The sequence below is a fragment of the Buttiauxella sp. WJP83 genome (genome assembly GCF_027594725.1).
Classification (GTDB): Bacteria; Pseudomonadota; Gammaproteobacteria; order Enterobacterales; family Enterobacteriaceae; genus Buttiauxella; species Buttiauxella selenatireducens.
Genome location: NZ_CP110080.1, coordinates 3,077,763 through 3,095,637 on the forward strand (window position 1 = coordinate 3,077,763; position 17,875 = coordinate 3,095,637).

Here is a 17,875-nt window from a genome sequence, read left to right on the forward strand (position 1 = left end):
TAATGCTTAGTCCAATTCTGCGCCGTTATACCTGGAACAGCACCTGGCTCTATAACTTGCGCATCTTCATCGCGCTAACGGGGACTGCCGCCCTCCCCTGGTGGCTGGGTGACGTTAAGTTGACTATCCCATTAACACTCGGTGTCGTTGCCGCAGCGCTCGCAGATCTGGATGACCGGCTGGCTGGGCGCTTGCGCAATCTTCTGATTACCTTAGTGAGCTTTTTTATTGCGTCAGCATCAGTAGAGTTATTGTTCCCGTGGCCGATATTTTTTGGCATCGGGCTAATGGTTTCCACCAGTGGCTTTATTCTGCTGGGTGGATTAGGTCAACGTTACGCCACCATTGCCTTCGGGGCATTGCTTATCGCCATTTATACCATGCTAGGTATTTCTTTATACGAGCACTGGTATCAACAACCGATTCTGCTGTTGGCAGGTGCGATCTGGTACAACGTGCTGACGCTCGCCGGGCATCTCGTCTTCCCGATTCGGCCGCTTCAGGATAACCTGGCGAGATGTTATGAAAGTCTCGCGCATTATCTTGAAGTTAAAGCGATGATGTTCGACCCCGACATTGAAGACGAAAACCAGGCGCCAATGCTGGAACTTGCGATGGCTAACAGCCAACTGGTCACCACGCTGAATCAGACGAAAGGGTCATTATTGACGCGTTTGCGTGGAGATCGTGGGCAACGAGGCACGCGTCGTACTTTGCACTACTATTTTGTCGCGCAGGATATTCACGAACGCGCCAGTTCTTCGCATATCCAGTACCAGGCATTACGCGATACGTTCCGCTACAGCGATATTATGTTCCGCTTTCAACGCCTTCTGACCATGCAGTCACAGGCCTGTTTACAACTATCGCGTTCAATTTTATTGCGCGAGAAGTATCAGCATGACCTGCGTTTTGAACGTGCGTTTACGCATCTTGATGCCGCGATCGAAAGACTGAAAGCCGACCAATATCTGGCAAGTGAATTTAAAGCGATCGGCTTCCTGGTCAGTAACTTACGCGCCATTGACGCCCAACTGGCGACAATTGAATCCGAGCAAGCGCTTGCCGCTCCACAAAGTGATATCGAAAACCGCCTGGCTGATGATCATATAACTGGGTTTGGCGATGTCTGGCAGCGATTGAAACGCAACTTAACACCGGAGTCGGCGTTATTTCGCCACGCGGTGCGGATGTCGCTGGTGTTGTGTGTCGGCTACGCATTCATTCAGTTTACCGGGCTAAAACATGGCTATTGGATCCTGCTGACCAGCCTGTTTGTTTGTCAGCCAAACTACAACGCCACTCGCCGCCGTTTGGCATTGCGTATCATCGGCACGTTAGTGGGGGTAGCGATAGGGCTCCCGGTGCTGTACTTCGTGCCCTCAATTGAAGGCCAGTTGGTTTTAATCGTGATTACTGGTGTACTCTTCTTTGCGTTTCGCAACGTGCAGTACGCGCATGCCACGATGTTTATCACCTTACTGGTATTGCTGTGCTTCAACTTACTCGGTGAAGGGTTCGAAGTCGCCATGCCGCGTATATTCGATACTCTGTTGGGCTGTGCCATTGCATGGGCAGCGGTAAGTTTCGTTTGGCCTGACTGGCGCTTTCGCAGATTACCGTTGGTCGTTGAGCGTGCTTTTAACGCGAACTGCCGCTATCTGGATGCGATTCTTGAGCAGTACCATCAAGGGCGAGATAACCGCGTTGAGTACCGAATCGCACGACGCGATGCACATAACAAAGATGCGGAGCTGGCATCAGTAGTGTCCAATATGTCATCTGAGCCGCGCGTTTCGCCAGAGATGCAGGAAACTGCGTTTCGCTTATTGTGCCTCAATCACACGTTTAACAGCTATATTTCGGCGTTAGGTGCACACCGCGAACAGTTAACCAACGAGGATATCTTGTTATTACTTGATGACGCTGTGTGTTACGTAGATGACGCACTGCATCATCTGCCTGCCGATGAAGAGCGGGTTCAAAAGGCGCTACGGGGGCTTTCAGAACGTATCAACTTGCTTGAGCCGCAACCAGATACCAAAGAGCCATTGGTGCTTCAACAAATTGGCCTGCTGGTTGCGCTGCTGCCAGAAATATCACGCCTTCAGCAACTTGTTTCGCAGCAACACGTTTAACGAGGCTGCCGTTTCGCGTAAAGATGCCCCCACTCGACTAACTCCCGGCGCGTTGCTGCCGGGAGTGCCGCTTCATGAACACCGCAGATTGCACCTGCTAACGCCAACAATACTCGTACACCCAGCCCTTTCTTCAAATGTCTCAATTTTATCCATGACCGTTTTGCGCCATAGGCGTGAAGTGTCCGCACATCAGCAATTCCCACTTCCCATAACATCATTTCCAGACTGTGGGTTAAATTGGGTAAATCTTTGAGCCGTTGCTGCGCTTTCAGGCGCGATTTTTCTCGTCGTGCGCTATACAAAGCATCGGTTGAAAGCTGCAATAGTTTTTCCCGATCGGACCACAGTGCTTCGTCAACATGATAATAATTGAGCGCGATTGCTCGTCCGCGCTTTTGATAAACCAGGGACTCTGATGCTTTTTCAACGAAGTAAACTTCCGATTGTTCACTTGCCCGGAGATAAAGTTCCCCCTCAGAAACCATGGCAAACACCACATTCTCGACGGTCAAACTATATCCACCAAATAGCGAGCGATAACTGATATCGCCTAACGGAGATAGACATTCCTTTGATTGATGAATCCTTGCATAAGACCGCTTCTTCATGAATATATCCTTAAATATCAATCTATAGCGCAACGTAACGATTTATTACCGCATCCAGTAACACGAAAATAAGTAACATGATGACCGACGGCAATCACATTCTCTCTTTCCGACGATTTACATGTTGAAATTGCGATATGCTTTCCGAAATTTAGATTGATCTTTGTCCGAACTGGTATTACTGTATATTCATACAGTAACCCATCAGGCGGGATTAACTATGCAATCACATAACGTTCTAACTCACGTTGCCAATGTTCCAGATTCTGCGTCTTCATTGACTCAGCCATCAGCGGGTAACAACATAAAAGGGTTGATCAGTGAAGTGATCTACAGTGAAGATCAGCCGTGGATTACGCAGTTGGTACTCCTGCCCCTGCTCCAACAGCTTGGTCAGCAGTCGCGCTGGCAGTTGTGGCTAACGCCGCAGCAAAAATTGAGTCGTAAGTGGGTACAATCTGCGGGTCTTCCGCTGACAAAAGTGATGCAGGTAAGCCAGTTAGATCCACTTTTCACCGTAGATGCTATGGTAAAAGCACTGCAGACAGGAAATTACAGCGTTGTGATCGGTTGGTTACCTGAAGAATTGACTGACGAGGAGCATATTCAGTTGTCATCTGCAGCTGAAATGGGTAACGCAATTGGCTTTATTATGCGTCCAACACGTACTTCGAAAACAGGTGATCGACCACGAAGTGGCTTAAAAATTCATTCTAGTTTGTATCATTAAGTAAATTTAAGAGAATTCCTGGAACTTTTTCTTTCCTGCTGACAATTCATTGTGAATTATCAAGAATCCGCGCTACAAGCCGCTCCAGGCGGCCTTCCGCCCTATTCGCATAGTCCATTTTTTACACAAATCTGTTAGAAAGTGTGAACGTAAATCGTTTTTTTTCATATGCCTGAGGGACTTCACACTTGTAAGTTTTCAACTACGTTGTAGACTTTAGCTCGCCAGGGTTGCTCTTCCATAACACCGATTGATCGGTAGAGTAACAAGTGAGCATAAACTCGGGCGAAGGATTTAACCCTGGGCTTTAGAGCGATTTTAAAGCTCATGGCCTTTTTGGATGATAATGAGGCGCAAAAAATGAAAAAGACAGCTATCGCGATTGCAGTGGCACTGGCTGGCTTCGCTACCGTAGCGCAGGCCGCACCGAAAGATAACACCTGGTATGCAGGTGGTAAGTTGGGTTGGTCCCAGTTCCACGATACCGGTTTCTACGGTAACGGTTACCAGAACAACAACGGCCCTACTCACAGCAGCCAATTGGGTGCTGGTGCGTTCGGTGGTTACCAGGTTAACCCGTACGTTGGTTTCGAAATGGGTTACGACTGGTTAGGTCGTATGCCTTATAAAGGCAGCGTTGATAACGGTGCTTTCAAAGCGCAAGGCGTTCAACTGGCTGCTAAACTGAGCTACCCAATCAATGACGACCTGGACATCTACACTCGTCTGGGTGGTATGGTATGGCGTGCAGACTCTAAAGGTAACTACGCTTCTACTGGCGTTACCCGTAGCGAACACGACACAGGCGTTTCCCCACTGGCAGCAGTTGGTCTGGAATACGCAATCACCCGTGATATCGCAACTCGCCTGGATTACCAGTGGGTTAACAACATCGGTGACGCGAATACCGTAGGTACTCGTCCAGACAACGGCATGCTGAGCCTGGGTGTTTCTTACCGTTTCGGTCAGACCGAAGCAGCTCCAGTTGTAGCTCCAGCTCCAGCTCCAGCTCCAGAAGTACAGACCAAGCACTTCACTCTGAAGTCTGATGTTCTGTTCAACTTCAACAAAGCAACTCTGAAACCAGAAGGTCAGCAGGCACTGGATCAACTGTATACTCAGTTGAGCAACCTCGACCCGAAAGATGGTTCTGTTGTAGTTCTGGGCTTCACCGACCGTATCGGTTCCGACCAGTACAACCAGAAACTGTCTGACAAACGTGCACAGTCTGTTGTTGATTACCTGATCTCTAAAGGTATCCCAGCTAACAAGATCTCCCCACGCGGTATGGGCGAATCTAACCCAGTTACTGGCAACACCTGTGATAACGTAGCTCCTAAAGCTAAACTGATTGATTGCCTGGCTCCAGATCGTCGCGTAGAGATCGAAGTTAAAGGTATCAAAGACGTTGTAACTCAGCCTGCTGCATAAGCTAGTTTAAGTTACCGTTATAAAAAAACCCGCTTCGGCGGGTTTTTTGTTTTTAAAATTTCGGAACATAACAACACAATAAAGCCCAGTAACAATTCACTGCGCGCTACTCTTTGCCAAGCATCGCCTGAAGATCTTGTTTCAGTGATGACATCTGATTAGCGTACTGTTCTTTACGCTCAGCATCTTCAATCAGCTGCACAATAGTTTCTGAGAGTGTGCATCCTCGTCGATGAGCAAGCCCTGCTAACCGCTGCCAGACCAGATACTCAAGGTCAATGGACTTTTTACGCGTATGCTGGTGTTCGGCATTAAAGTGCCGTTTACGACGCGCGCGGATAGTTTGCTTCATGCGGTTGTGAAGTTCTGGATTCATATGCTTCTCTATCCAGCTCAACACGTGCACAGGCTCATTTTCAAAGCGTAACAGCTCATCAACAGCTTCTTTCGCAGCGCTCGCCTCGATATAACGCGTGATAAGCTCGCCTTCACGGTGTTTTTTAACCAGATACTTCCACTTCCAGCCGCTCTCGAGATTTTCCAACTGTTGATATTTCATTGTTGTCTCAGTGTGACCGTGTAACTCATTTCAGGATAACAGTTTTTTTTATTTTCGCTTACCTGAAAAATGAAAGCTGTGAGCTAAGTAAACTTGCCGCTCCGCATAAACCGTGTGCTGCTCGGCCTATTCTTGTATAATCGCGCCTTTGACATCTAATTAATAAATAGCGACTTTGACGACTAATCGACTTGAATGGCGTGCACTTGTACCTGATACCGAAAGCTATCAGGAAATTTTCGCACAGCCTTATGATTCCGAAACTGCCCCTTTCTCCGCTGTGCAACCCCGTCTGACTTATGGACTGGTGCAACTCAGCCAACCGGTAGCCTCGGCCGGTCTGATGCTGGTAAAAGCCGCTGAAGAAGCCGAATACCTTAATCTTATTGCGAGCGCTGCGCGCGATTGCTGGTCCCCGGATAACACATTAACCGGCGGACATTATCTGATAGAAGGCTCGCGAGTCACGTTACGCCCAGCCGAGACGGCTGAAGACAATTTTGCTGGTCAATCCGAAGTCGTCGTGGCTGACTGGATTGAAGCCGAGCAACTGTTTGGTTGCGTTCGTCAGTTCGCCGGTGAAATTAGCCTGACGCCTGGTTTAGTTCACAAGGCTAATGGTGGCATTCTGGTACTGTCATTGCGTAGCGTGTTGGCACAACCGCTGCTCTGGCTACGTCTGAAGCAAATGGTGATTCAGGGCCGCTTTGACTGGATTTCGCCTGACGAAACGCGTCCGTTGCCAGTTAGCATCCCGTCATTACCGCTGAATCTCAAACTGATTCTGGTTGGCGAACGCGAGTCGCTGGCTGACTTCCAGGAGATGGAACCTGAACTGGCAACCTCCGCTATTTACAGCGAGTTTGAAGAAAATCTGCAAATTGCCTCCGCCGATGATATGGCTTTGTGGTGCCAGTGGATTTACGCCGTCGCGAAATCTAAAGCGCTCCCTGCGCCTGCAACTGATGCCTGGACTGCTTTCATTCGTGAAGCCGTGCGTTACACGGGTGATCAGGAAACGCTGCCGCTGTGCCCATCGTGGATTGGCCGTCAACTGCGTGAAGTGGCCGCTTTTACTGAAGAAGAAACCTTCGGCGCGGCTGAACTGATCCAAATGCTGACCCAGCGTGAATGGCGTGAAGGTTATCTGGCGGAGCGCATGCAGGACGAAATTCTGCTTGAGCAAATCCTGATTGAAACTGAAGGTGAGATGGTTGGCCAAATCAACGCGTTGTCGGTGATTGAATTCCCAGGCCATCCACGCGCATTCGGTGAACCTTCCCGAATAAGTTGCGTCGTCCATGTAGGTGATGGTGAATTTACTGACGTTGAGCGCAAAGCAGAGTTGGGCGGCAATATTCATGCGAAAGGCATGATGATCATGCAGGCATTTTTGATGTCTGAATTGCAGCTTGAGCAGCAAATCCCCTTCTCAGCATCACTGACTTTTGAACAGTCCTACAGCGAAGTTGATGGCGACAGCGCGTCAATGGCTGAACTGTGCGCATTGATAAGCGCGCTGGCGAATGTGCCGATTTTTCAGCATATCGCGGTGACAGGGTCAGTCGACCAGTTCGGGCGTGTGCAGCCTGTTGGAGGACTCAATGAGAAGATTGAAGGTTTCTTCCGCATCTGCCAGGAACGCGAATTTACCGGCAAGCAAGGCGTGATAATCCCCCTGTCCAACGTCCGCCACCTGTGCCTGCATCAGGATGTTCTGGATGCCGTTGAGCAAGGACAATTCACGATTTGGGCCATCGACGACGTCACAGATGCGCTACCATTATTAACAAATCTGCCCTGGGATGGTGAAGGGCAAAATACGCTCATGCGTGCGGTACAAGAGCGAATTGCTCAGGCATCGGCGCAAGACATTCGGCACCGTTATCCATGGCCACTGCGTTGGCTCAGCTGGTTCAGTCCAAACTGATCGGACTTGTTGAGCGTACACGTGTTAGCTAACATGCGTGCTTCATTATAAAAAGGCTTACTGTAAACATGGTAGATAAACGCGAATCCTATACAAAAGAAGATCTTCTTGCCTCTGGTCGTGGCGAACTGTTTGGCGCTGAAGGCCCACGGTTACCTGCGCCATCCATGCTGATGATGGACCGCGTGGTCAAAATGACCGAAGACGGCGGTAACTTCGATAAAGGTTACGTTGAAGCAGAATTAGATATTAATCCTGATCTGTGGTTCTTTGGCTGCCACTTTATCGGCGACCCGGTAATGCCTGGTTGTCTGGGCCTGGACGCGATGTGGCAGTTGGTTGGTTTCTACCTCGGCTGGCTCGGTGGCGAAGGTAAAGGTCGTGCTCTGGGCGTGGGTGAAGTTAAACTCGCAGGTCAGATTCTACCAACCGCGAAAAAAGTTACCTATCGTATCCATTTCAAACGCGTCATCAATCGCCGCCTGATCATGGGCCTGGCAGATGGTGAAGTGCTGGTTGATGGTCGTGTCATTTACACGGCTACCGATCTGAAAGTAGGTCTGTTCAAAGACACAACTGCTTTCTAAGCCCTGTTTTCACAGTGATGAAATGCGAAACCTCCGCAGTGCGGAGGTTTCTTTTTCTAAAGAGACAGTGATTACGCGGTAATCGCCCTGTCCTCCATGGCTTCTCGCCAGCCTCCCATCCAGTACGACCTCTGGTTCAGTGTCTGATAAGGACACATCTCTTTAGAGCGTCCGACGATTCCTGCTTGATAACCACGTTGATGAGCCCGTTCCAGGCGATCTCGTTTTTGTCTCTTCATGCCTCGTTTCCCTCATTTTTTGAGTCTGGTGGAAAAGAAAACAGTGGCCACAAAACGTGCAACCACATATAACGAATACCCTCAAAAACCGTTATCGTCAATGCGCAAAATTCACGCCAATGTCATAAATGTGAGCTACGTGGGATATGATTTTTACAAAAAACGTGAGCCAGGAGAGATAACAAATTCATGCCAAAAGAAAAGCTGCGCTTCGCTTGATTGCGAATGACGCAGCTTTTTTGTGCTATTGAACGGATTAATTAAAGCGGGTTAACTGGCTGGCAATGCTTTGGGACTCTTGCTGCCAGGCCTGAGCTAACGATTTCACCATCGCATCATAACCATCAGCTTCCTGCTTCAACTCAACATGGAACGGGCGCTTTATCAGTTGCCCCTGATGATTGAGCAGCCATTCACCGCTCACAATCACTTTCCCATCGTAGCGTCCATGGAAACCCGTCACGTTAACACTCAACGTATCCTGAACACTGCCAAGCGGCTGTGATGCCACCACCCAACCCGGAAGCGCGCTACTTAAATTGCTCACCAGGGTATTGCGCAGTTGCTGATCCAATGGGCTCGCCCACAAATTGTTGTTGGCAATGACGTATTGCACATCGCTGGTTTGATAAACCACGCCGTTTCCGGCGAGGTAATCAGGAACCGCAACCTGCTCTACCCATAACAAATGGGTACCAGGCTGGCTCACAGCCTGCATAGCAGGCGCGGAGCTTTGAGGCAGTTGGTAATACGTTTTTCCATTATCGGTGCTGCTACAAGCCGTTAAAACCAAAGCAGCAATTATCGGAAGCCATTTTTTCATTATTGTGCCCTCTTCGGCTGGGGATCTTTTTTATCCTTCGATTCAAAGATCAGCGAATTGCTCTTATCGTTCAACGTGCGCAGGACAGGCTGCAACTCGCGCAGAACTTGATCAAGCCGCTGCATATCGGCAACCATCTTGTTGTAAGCCGCAGAGCCTGGCTGGAAGCCCTGCATGCTACGATTGAGCTCACGCAATGTTGTTTGCATATCCTCTGGCAACGACTGCATAGATTTATTCGACGTAATCTTGTTCAGATTATCCAGTGTCTGCTGCAAGCGCTTCATGGTGCGTTGGCTTTCAGCAAGCGAATTGGTTGTCTCCTGAATCATTGGATTCAATGGCAAGTTGTTAATCTTATCCAGAGTCTCCAGCAAACGTTGTTGGATTTGCGCCAAACCACCACTCATCGTTGGAATGATCGGGTAACCCCCAAAGGTCGGCAAATCAGTGACCGCCGGTGCTTTAGGATTGAAATCAAGATCGATAAACAGTGCACCGGTGACCAGGCTGCCCGTTTTCATCGTAGCCCGCAAACCACGTTTAATCAGCGACTGCATGTTGTCCTGGATACGGATGTCGTCGCCAACGAGATTCTGCAAGCGTTCAGGTTCAAGACGGATCAGTACCGGAATACGGAAGTCATCATTAATTTTCTGACGCATTTCCGTCGTAAAGAATGGCACCTGAGCGACTGTGCCTAGGCGAATACCGCGGAATTCAACCGGAGCCCCAGGCTGCAAGCCACGTACAGAATCTTTGAAGAACATCAGGTAATCAATGTGATCGGTATAGAGGGAATCCTGAATGCTTTTCTGATCGTCAAACAGTCGATATTCGCTGCCAGGTAGTGCAGGTTTACCGAGATCCCACCCTTCAGGGATATCAAAACTTACGCCGCCACTAAACAGCGTCGTAAGCGATCCCATTTCGACACGCATGCCCTGGGAGGATAAATCCACTGCGATCCCACTGTCCTTCCAGAAACGCACGTTGCTGGTCACCAGGCGATCGTTTGGTGCCGCGATAAACAGTTGATAGCTGATACTACGTTTAGCCGGATCGAAGTTACTGGTTTCAACCGAGCCTACCCGATAACCACGGAACAGGACCGGGTCGCCAGGGGAGAGTTGACCGGCTTTTTTACTATCGAGAGTAATACGGATCCCTTTTGCGTCAGGCGGAGCCAGTGGAGGAGAATCCAGCAAATCATACTTCCCTTGTTTCGAGCCTTTTGTTCCCGGTTGCAATTCGATATAAGCCCCGGAGAGCAGCGTTCCCAGCCCGGAAATACCTTCACGCCCGACCTGCGGTTTCACGACCCAAAAAACCGAATCTTTATGAAGCAGCTTTTCCATGCCGGCATTCAGACGGGCTGTAATTTCGACATGCAGCAAGTCATCAGACAACACCGCACGTTCCACAACACCCACATTAACGCTGCGGCTTTTGATGGTGGTTTTCCCGCCTTCAATACCTTCGGCATTGGTGGTGATTAGCGTAACTTCAGGGCCCTGATGACTATAGTGGTAGAATAAAATCCACGCGCCAATGAGCAGCGTAACAATAGGGAAAATCCAAACTGGGGACCAGTTTTTAACCTTTGTTACTTTTGCTTCCCCGCTTTTATTTTCCATGCTCAGACGACTCCTCATGAGTTGAATCAGGTGCGCGATCCCAGGACAAGCGAGGGTCAAAGGTCATCGCCGCAAACATTGTCAAAATAACTACTAATGCAAACATAACTGCGCCAATTGCCGGGTAGATACTCATCAATCCCCCCATCCGCACCAGCGCCGATAAAACGGCAATAACGAATACATCGATCATCGACCAGCGTCCGACAAACTCGACGACCTCGTAGATCAAATGCATCCTTTCACTGTCACGACGACCGTGGCCCTTGGCATCCCAACACAACCACGCAATCGCCAACATTTTTAGCGTTGGGACCATGATACTGGCGATGAATATCACCCCAGCCACTGGATAAGATCCTTCACTCCACAACAAGATAACCCCGGCAATAATTGTCGAGGGAATTGGGCTTCCCAGGACTTCGGTTATCATGATGGGTAATATGTTCGCAGGCAGATAAAGCATAATTGAAGTCAGCAACAGAGCGAGCGTCCATTGCAGACTATGGCGACGACGGATGTATCCTTTCGTTTCGCAACGCGGGCAGATTTCCTGAGCTTCCGGCACGATCGCCGTGCAGCACGGACAAGAACGCAGCCCTTGACGAATCCCCGGCACTCCAACTTTAAGCGGTGCATCTATAACCGGTTCAGGGGCAATATCATCCCAAAGCCAACGTCTGTCTACACACTGGAAGGCCCGTAACTGCAACACACAAAATAAACACCACGGAATAAAGCTACTGCCGACGCCAAGATCGCCATACGCCATCAGTTTGACGAAACTCACCAGTATCCCAGCAAGGAAGATCTCGGCCATGCCCCAGGACTTTAACTGAAACAGAATACGAGCAAGGCGCTTTTTGAGCGATAGCGGCAATTTAACCCGGTTAACCAACAACAAAATTGTGATTAAACAGAAGGCCGGCACCACCTGCACAAAGGCGATGAAAAAGGTGCCCAGGCTTGCGTAATCTTCATTAAAGAGAACGCCGGGTATTTCAAGCAGTGAAACTTCGCTGTTAATACCCGCGACTTTCATACTGATGAAAGGAAAAAGGTTGGCGAGCACCAGCATAAACAGGGCTGCCAGAGAATAGGCTGTAGGCCGTTGTCGCGGCGACGCCCACTGGGTGAGTAGCGTGGTGGCGCAACGCGGACAGACGGCCTTATGGCCGTCTTCTAATACTGGTAGAGCGACCAGTAAGTCACATTGTGAACACAATATGTGTGAACGATGGTGATGCGTGGCACACATATCGTGTCTCCTTGCGTTATGCGCCGTTTTTCAGAGCTTCAAGATATTCCCAGCGCTCAAAAGCATCTTCCAATGCTTTCTCAGCTGCAGACAGGTCGCCCAAGGTTTTTTGCGTGACATCATGCGGTTGGTTGAAAAACTCTGCGTCGCCGACTTTCGCTTGTAGCGCTTCCAGCTCGGTCTCAAGCTGCTCAAGACGTTGCGGCAATTGCTCTAATTCGCGTTGCAAGTTATAGCTTAGCTTGCTGCTTGCACGTTTAACAACTTCAGCTTTAGCTGCAGTGGTGTTTTGAGCTTTATCTGCTACAGACTGGCGCAAAGATTGAGCAGAAGCCTGTTGGCCTTTAGCATCATGGTAGCCACCCACGTAGCGACCAATTTTGCCTTCACCTTCGAAAATCCAGCACTCGGTAACGGTGTTATCGACAAATTGACGATCGTGGCTCACCAACATTACAGTGCCCTGATAACCATCAATCAGCTCTTCCAGCAATTCAAGCGTTTCGACATCCAGGTCGTTTGTTGGTTCATCGAGAATCAACAGGTTACTTGGTTTCAGGAATAAGCGGGCCAGCAACAGACGGTTACGCTCACCCCCTGACAATGCACGAACTGGCGTCATCGCACGCTTTGGATGGAACAAGAAGTCCTGCAAATAACCCAGAACATGGCGCGGCTTACCGTTCACCATCACTTCTTGTTTACCTTCCGCGAGGTTGTCCATCACGGTACGATCCGGATCCAGCTCAGCACGGTGCTGGTCGAAGTACGCGACTTCCAGTTTAGTACCGCAATGCACACGGCCGCTATCAGCCTGCAATTGGTCGAGCATCAGTTTCAGCAGCGTCGTTTTACCGCAGCCGTTTGGCCCCACCAGCGCGATTTTATCGCTGCGTTGAACCTGGGCCGAGAAGTCTTTCACCAGCGCACGTTCGCCAATGGAGTAGCAAACGTCTTCCATTTCAAAGACGATTTTTCCTGAACGAGCCGCTTCTTCAACCTGCATTTTGGCACTGCCCAGCACTTCACGACGCGCACTACGTTCGTTACGCATGGCTTTTAATGCACGGACGCGACCTTCGTTACGGGTACGACGGGCTTTAATGCCCTGGCGAATCCAGACTTCTTCCTGCGCAAGTTTGCGATCGAACTCGGCATTTTGCAGATCTTCAACGCGCAACGCTTCTTCTTTCGCCAGCAAATACTGATCGTAATCGCCAGGGTAAGAAACCAGTTTCCCACGGTCAAGATCGACAATACGGGTTGCCATATTGCGGATGAATGAACGGTCATGGGAAATAAATACGATGCTGCCCTGGAACTCTTTCAGGAAGCCTTCCAGCCAGTCGATCGCTTCAATATCCAGGTGGTTCGTCGGTTCATCAAGCAGCAATACCCTAGGGGAGCTGACCAGTGCACGCCCAAGTGCCGCTTTACGCAACCAGCCACCAGACAATGCTGACAGTTCGGTATCCGCATCCAGGCCGAGTTGTAGCAGCACTTCATTGATACGGCTTTCCAGTTGCCAGAGATTCTGGTTATCCAGAATTTCCTGAATACGCGCCATCTCGTTGAGATTTTTCTCGCTCGGGTCGGTCATCACTTTATGAGAAATATCGTGATACGCCTTGAGATGTTCAGCCTGTTCTTCAACGCCTTCAGCAACGAAATCGTAAACGGTTCCCGCAACATTACGCGGAGGATCTTGCTGTAAACGCGCCACGATCAAGTCTTGTTCATAAATCATGCGCCCATCATCTAACGGGATTTCACGATTCAGGATCTTCATCAGCGTGGATTTACCCGCACCGTTACGACCGACCAGACAAACGCGTTCGTTTTCTTCAATGTGGAGTTCAGTGTTATCTAATAACGGTGCGTCACTAAAGGACAACCAGGCACCGTGCATACTAATTAATGACATGACAATTAATCCTTGGCTACGTGAGTAACGAGCCAGCAGTTATGAATTTGGCGATTACGGGCAAAGTCTTGCGACTGGGTTTTCTGAGTGATTTCCTGAGCGCTCAAGCCCAGTTTATCCAGCCCGTCAAAGTCCATTTTGAAGCCACGTTTATTGTTGGAGAACATAATGGTGCCGCCCTGACGCAGCAGGCGCTTCAGGTCTTTCATCAGCAACAGATGGTCACGCTGGACATCAAAAGATTCTTCCATACGTTTTGAGTTCGAGAACGTCGGTGGATCGATGAAAATCAGATCAAACTGTTCATCCGTTTCACGCAACCAACCCAGGCAGTCCGCCTGAATCAGACGGTGAGCGCGGCCACTCAAGCCATTAAGGCGCAAGTTACGCTCTGCCCACTCCAGATAAGTACGGGACATATCAACGGTAGTCGTGGTTTTCGCACCACCTAAACCCGCGTGAACCGTCGCAGTGCCGGTATAAGCAAACAGGTTAAGGAAGTCCTTCCCTTTGCTCATTTTGCCCAGCATATGGCGCGCAATTCGGTGATCGAGGAATAAACCGGTATCCAGATAATCCGTCAGGTTAACCCACAGACGAGCGTTATATTCGCTCACTTCCATGAAGTCGCCTTTCTCGTCCATTTTCTGATACTGACTTTTGCCCTTCTGACGCTCACGGGTTTTCAGAATCAGTCGGTTGGACGGTAATTCAAGAACAGACAGCGTTGCGGCAATCACGTCAAACAGACGCTGGCGCGCTTTGTTAGCATCAACCGTTTTAGGCGGCGCGTATTCCTGCACCACAACCCATTCACCATAACGGTCAACGGCAACGTTATATTCCGGCAGATCCGCGTCGTAAATTCGGTAGCATTCGATACCTTCCTGACGCGCCCATTTGTCGAGTTTTTTAATATTTTTGCGCAGACGGTTCGCGTAATCGTCAGCAATTTGGCCAGATGCCGCGCCAGTGCTGTTTTCGGCTAACTGGTAGTTTTTCTGCACGCAATCCAGCGGGCCGTTCTTCGCTTTAAACTGGCGCTCTGCGCGCAACTGCAAGCAGCTGAGCAGATCTGGCGAGGCGCTAAACAGTGACAGATTCCAGCCGCCGAAATGGTTTTTCATGTTGCGGCCTAACAGGCTGTGTAATGCAATCAGCGCAGGCTCACTGTCAAGACGCTCACCGTAAGGCGGGTTGCTAATTACCGTACCCACTGGCCCTTCCGGCAGAGGATTGCTCAGTTTAGCAACGTCTTTCACTTCGTAACTGATGATATCGGCCAGGCCCGCACGGCGGGTGTTGGCGCGAGCGCGTTCGATAACGCGTGAATCATTATCTGAGCCATAGAAACGAGAGGTATATTCGCCCAGGCCTTTACGGGCACGAACCTGCGCTTCGGTGGTGACTTCTTTCCACAATTCCACATCGTGGTTCGCCCAGCCGAGGAAACCCCAGTGCTTGCGATGCAGACCAGGTGCACGATCGGTCGCGATCATCGCGGCTTCAATCAGCAACGTACCAGAACCACACATTGGATCGAGCAGCGGTGTACCCGGCTGCCAGCCTGAACGCATCACAATAGCGGATGCCAGGGTTTCTTTAATCGGAGCCGCACCGGTGCTGTCACGGTAGCCACGCTGATGCAGGCCATCACCACTTAAATCCAGCGCAATGCTGGCGGTGTCTTTATTCAGCCAGACGTTAATGCGCAGATCCGTCTGTTCTTTATCGACGTTTGGACGTGGCAGATTTTTACGGGTGAAGGAGTCAACGATCGCATCCTTCACTTTTAATGCGCCGTACTGGCTGTTACGAATAACGTCGTTCAGGCCGCTGAAATGCACAGCGAAAGTGGCATCCGGTCCAAAGAGCGCTGGCCAGTCGATGGTTTGTACTCCAAGGTACAAATCCAGATCGCTATACACTTTGCATTCGTTTAATGGCAGCAGAATGCGGGACGCAAGGCGGCTCCACATCAGGCTTTGATAGAGCAGACGTGAGTCCCCCTGGTAATGTACGCCGCCCTGAACCACCTGGCATGCTTGCGCACCAAGGCCCTCCAGTTCAGTTTTTAATAGCTCTTCAAGCCCACGCGCCGTACTGGCAAACAGAGAATTCATATCGTCACTTAATCAGGTGTAAAAAGAAAATTGTGGCGCATTATAGCCAATCTGCCACGCATGTCATAAAGTTGGCTTCCTTTATTGCCTATTTATTTCTGCCAAGGGAATGCGATGATCACCTTATCCCAACTTTATATTCACCCGGTGAAATCGATGCGTGGGTTGGCGCTTTCTCATGCACAAGCCACCACCAGCGGTTTAGCTTTTGATCGCATTTTTATGGTAACGGAACCTGACGGCACGTTTATTACCGCGCGCCAATATCCGCAAATGGTGCTGTTCACTCCCGCTATCATTCACGATGGTTTGTTTCTGAGTGCACCGGACGGCAGTTCCGCCACCGTGCGCTTCGCTGATTTTCAATCTGAATCCGAGCCGACTGAAGTCTGGGGAAATCATTTCACCGCGCAAATAGCACCAGATGAAATCAACCAGTGGTTAAGCGGCTTCTTTTCGCGACCGGTGCAATTGCGCTGGCTGGGTGAAACATTAACCCGCCGAGTGAAACGTCATGAAGAAGTGCCATTATCGTTTGCCGATGGTTTCCCCTTCTTGCTGGCCAACGAAGCCTCTTTACGCTCTCTGCAAAACCGTTGTCCGGCAAGCGTGAAAATGACGCAGTTTCGCCCGAATATTGTCGTGACAGGCGCACAAGCCTGGGCGGAAGACACCTGGCAAGTGGTGCGGATTGGTGGCGTGACGTTTGATGTCGCCAAACCTTGCAGCCGTTGTATTTTCACGACCGTCAGTCCAGAAAAAGGCCGCAAACATCCTTCAGGTGAACCGTTGGCCACACTGCAAAGTTTCCGCACAGCGCTTGATAATGGTGATGTCGACTTCGGGCAGAATTTGATTGCCCGCAACAGCGGCGTGATTCGCGTCGGTGATGAGCTCGAAGTATTAGCCAGCAAACCGGCGAGGGTTTATGGCGCGGGCCTGGTTACGCAGAGCATTGAACCTGAAGTACAGCCTGAAAGTACGGTTGAGATTAACTGGCAGGGTCAACAATTTCGCGGAAACAACCAGCAAATACTGCTTGAACAGCTCGAACAACAAGGCATCCGTGTGCCCTACTCTTGCCGTGCCGGGATCTGCGGTAGTTGCCGAATTACCTTAGTCAGTGGGGAAGTCAAAGCGTTGAAGAAAAGCGCTATCAACAATGATGGCACCATCTTGTGTTGTAGCTGTATTCCGGCGGGTGATGTCAAGCTCGAAGAAATTTAAACGGCCTGGTCGAGACTCAAGTCGCTACTCATTGGTTGCGGCCTTAATCTGTCGTTCATCACTTTAATGGCATCACCAAGTTGCATGGTTCGGCCTGCAAGTTGTAAACCCGGTTGTGCCAGCAAACACAGTGCAGCGTTATCACCGGTTTCAACCACCAGCAAGTTAACCTGCTGCATATCATCACTCAACCAGACACAAGCAGAATCGCCAGGGCCAGGCTGCCAGCACTCTCCATGAGAGACGAAATGCCAGCTTTTTGGCATTTGCGGCTTGAGATAACGAATCGCAACCAGTGCATTTAATACCAGCTCAGCACGCTGTTCTTTACTTAATATCAGGTCGCGGCATTTCTCTTCAAAGGAGAAGAATAGAGCTGCATCATCGACACAAAAACCAGTGTTTTCAAAGGCATCGGGGGTGAGCATTTTACGAGGGAAACGTGAACGGAATAGCATGCCATTGGCCAAATCGAGCATCATACGATCATGCTCTTCATCAAAATACCAACGCCAATTATCGTCAGGTTTTATCCGCATAACTATTTGCCCTTTCGTTTATTCCCACGATATACCCGTCATACTTCAAGCTGCTTATGCGTTGACTGCACCCGCTCACCCCAGTCACTTACTTGAGTAAGCTCCTGGAGATTTACGGC

At 49.9% G+C, this 17,875-nt stretch carries 14 protein-coding genes and 1 pseudogene; 6 read left to right on the top strand and 9 right to left on the bottom strand.

Annotated features, from left to right (window positions below; translation table 11 throughout):
• Nucleotides 1-2: 2 nt before the first annotated feature.
• Nucleotides 3-2,138, top strand: a complete 2,136-nt coding sequence (yccS, locus tag OH773_RS14345; protein ID WP_270139474.1) for a YccS family putative transporter — start codon at nt 3-5, stop codon at nt 2,136-2,138.
• On the opposite strand, the gene OH773_RS14350 is transcribed toward yccS, so the two are convergent.
• Nucleotides 2,135-2,749 (bottom strand): TfoX/Sxy family DNA transformation protein, encoded by a 615-nt coding sequence (locus tag OH773_RS14350; RefSeq protein ID WP_183273028.1) that lies wholly within the window; start codon nt 2,747-2,749, stop codon nt 2,135-2,137. The two genes, yccS and OH773_RS14350, sit on opposite strands and share 4 nt — an antisense overlap.
• A gap of 304 nt (nt 2,750-3,053) precedes the next feature.
• On the opposite strand from OH773_RS14350, the pseudogene sulA reads away from it, so the two are divergent.
• Both sulA and ompA read left to right on the top strand, forming a co-directional pair.
• A pseudogene (gene sulA / locus OH773_RS14355) lies at nt 3,054-3,479 on the top strand (SOS-induced cell division inhibitor SulA); the annotation flags it as partial.
• Between the two features lie 360 nt (nt 3,480-3,839).
• Nucleotides 3,840-4,910, top strand: coding sequence for a porin OmpA (ompA, locus tag OH773_RS14360; protein WP_183273030.1), 1,071 nt, complete (start codon nt 3,840-3,842; stop codon nt 4,908-4,910).
• Nucleotides 4,911-5,016: 106 nt separating this feature from the next.
• Here the strand turns inward: ompA and matP are convergent, their stop codons facing one another.
• Entirely contained in the window at nt 5,017-5,469 is a 453-nt protein-coding gene (gene matP / locus OH773_RS14365; protein ID WP_270139475.1) for a macrodomain Ter protein MatP, read from the bottom strand.
• A gap of 175 nt (nt 5,470-5,644) precedes the next feature.
• Here matP and OH773_RS14370 point away from each other — a divergent pair, with 175 nt between their 5' ends.
• Together OH773_RS14370 and fabA are read left to right on the top strand one after the other, a co-directional pair.
• Nucleotides 5,645-7,399 (top strand): Lon protease family protein, encoded by a 1,755-nt coding sequence (locus OH773_RS14370; protein WP_270139476.1) that lies wholly within the window; start codon nt 5,645-5,647, stop codon nt 7,397-7,399.
• A 68-nt stretch (nt 7,400-7,467) separates the two neighbouring features.
• Nucleotides 7,468-7,986 carry a bifunctional 3-hydroxydecanoyl-ACP dehydratase/trans-2-decenoyl-ACP isomerase gene (fabA, locus tag OH773_RS14375; RefSeq protein WP_034456318.1) on the top strand — a complete coding sequence of 173 codons (519 nt, stop codon included), beginning with the start codon at nt 7,468-7,470 and terminating at the stop codon, nt 7,984-7,986.
• Between the two features lie 71 nt (nt 7,987-8,057).
• Here fabA and rmf read toward each other — a convergent pair whose 3' ends face one another.
• The 6 genes from rmf to rlmKL form a co-directional block, all read right to left on the bottom strand.
• On the bottom strand, nt 8,058-8,225 hold the full coding sequence (gene rmf, locus OH773_RS14380) for a ribosome modulation factor (protein WP_183273033.1): 168 nt from the start codon (nt 8,223-8,225) through the stop codon (nt 8,058-8,060).
• A 256-nt stretch (nt 8,226-8,481) separates the two neighbouring features.
• Complete coding sequence (gene pqiC, locus OH773_RS14385) at nt 8,482-9,048, bottom strand: membrane integrity-associated transporter subunit PqiC (RefSeq protein WP_270139477.1); 567 nt, start codon at nt 9,046-9,048, stop codon at nt 8,482-8,484.
• A complete protein-coding gene (pqiB, locus tag OH773_RS14390) occupies nt 9,048-10,685 on the bottom strand; it encodes an intermembrane transport protein PqiB (protein WP_270139478.1) in 1,638 nt (545 codons plus the stop codon). Before pqiB ends, pqiC begins: the two co-directional genes overlap by 1 nt.
• Nucleotides 10,675-11,943, bottom strand: a complete 1,269-nt coding sequence (gene pqiA, locus OH773_RS14395; protein WP_270139479.1) for a membrane integrity-associated transporter subunit PqiA — start codon at nt 11,941-11,943, stop codon at nt 10,675-10,677. The genes pqiB and pqiA overlap by 11 nt, the downstream gene beginning before the upstream one ends.
• A gap of 16 nt (nt 11,944-11,959) precedes the next feature.
• On the bottom strand, nt 11,960-13,867 hold the full coding sequence (locus OH773_RS14400) for an ABC transporter ATP-binding protein (RefSeq protein ID WP_183273037.1): 1,908 nt from the start codon (nt 13,865-13,867) through the stop codon (nt 11,960-11,962).
• Nucleotides 13,868-13,872: 5 nt separating this feature from the next.
• Nucleotides 13,873-15,990, bottom strand: a complete 2,118-nt coding sequence (gene rlmKL / locus OH773_RS14405) for a bifunctional 23S rRNA (guanine(2069)-N(7))-methyltransferase RlmK/23S rRNA (guanine(2445)-N(2))-methyltransferase RlmL (protein ID WP_270139480.1) — start codon at nt 15,988-15,990, stop codon at nt 13,873-13,875.
• Nucleotides 15,991-16,104: 114 nt separating this feature from the next.
• Between rlmKL and OH773_RS14410 the strand changes: the two genes are divergently transcribed.
• A complete protein-coding gene (locus OH773_RS14410) occupies nt 16,105-17,217 on the top strand; it encodes a YcbX family protein (protein ID WP_270139481.1) in 1,113 nt (370 codons plus the stop codon).
• Here the strand turns inward: OH773_RS14410 and zapC are convergent.
• Nucleotides 17,214-17,756: a cell division protein ZapC gene (gene zapC / locus OH773_RS14415; RefSeq protein ID WP_270139482.1), complete on the bottom strand. Its 543-nt coding sequence runs from the start codon at nt 17,754-17,756 to the stop codon at nt 17,214-17,216. The genes OH773_RS14410 and zapC overlap by 4 nt on opposite strands.
• Nucleotides 17,757-17,875 lie beyond the last annotated feature (119 nt).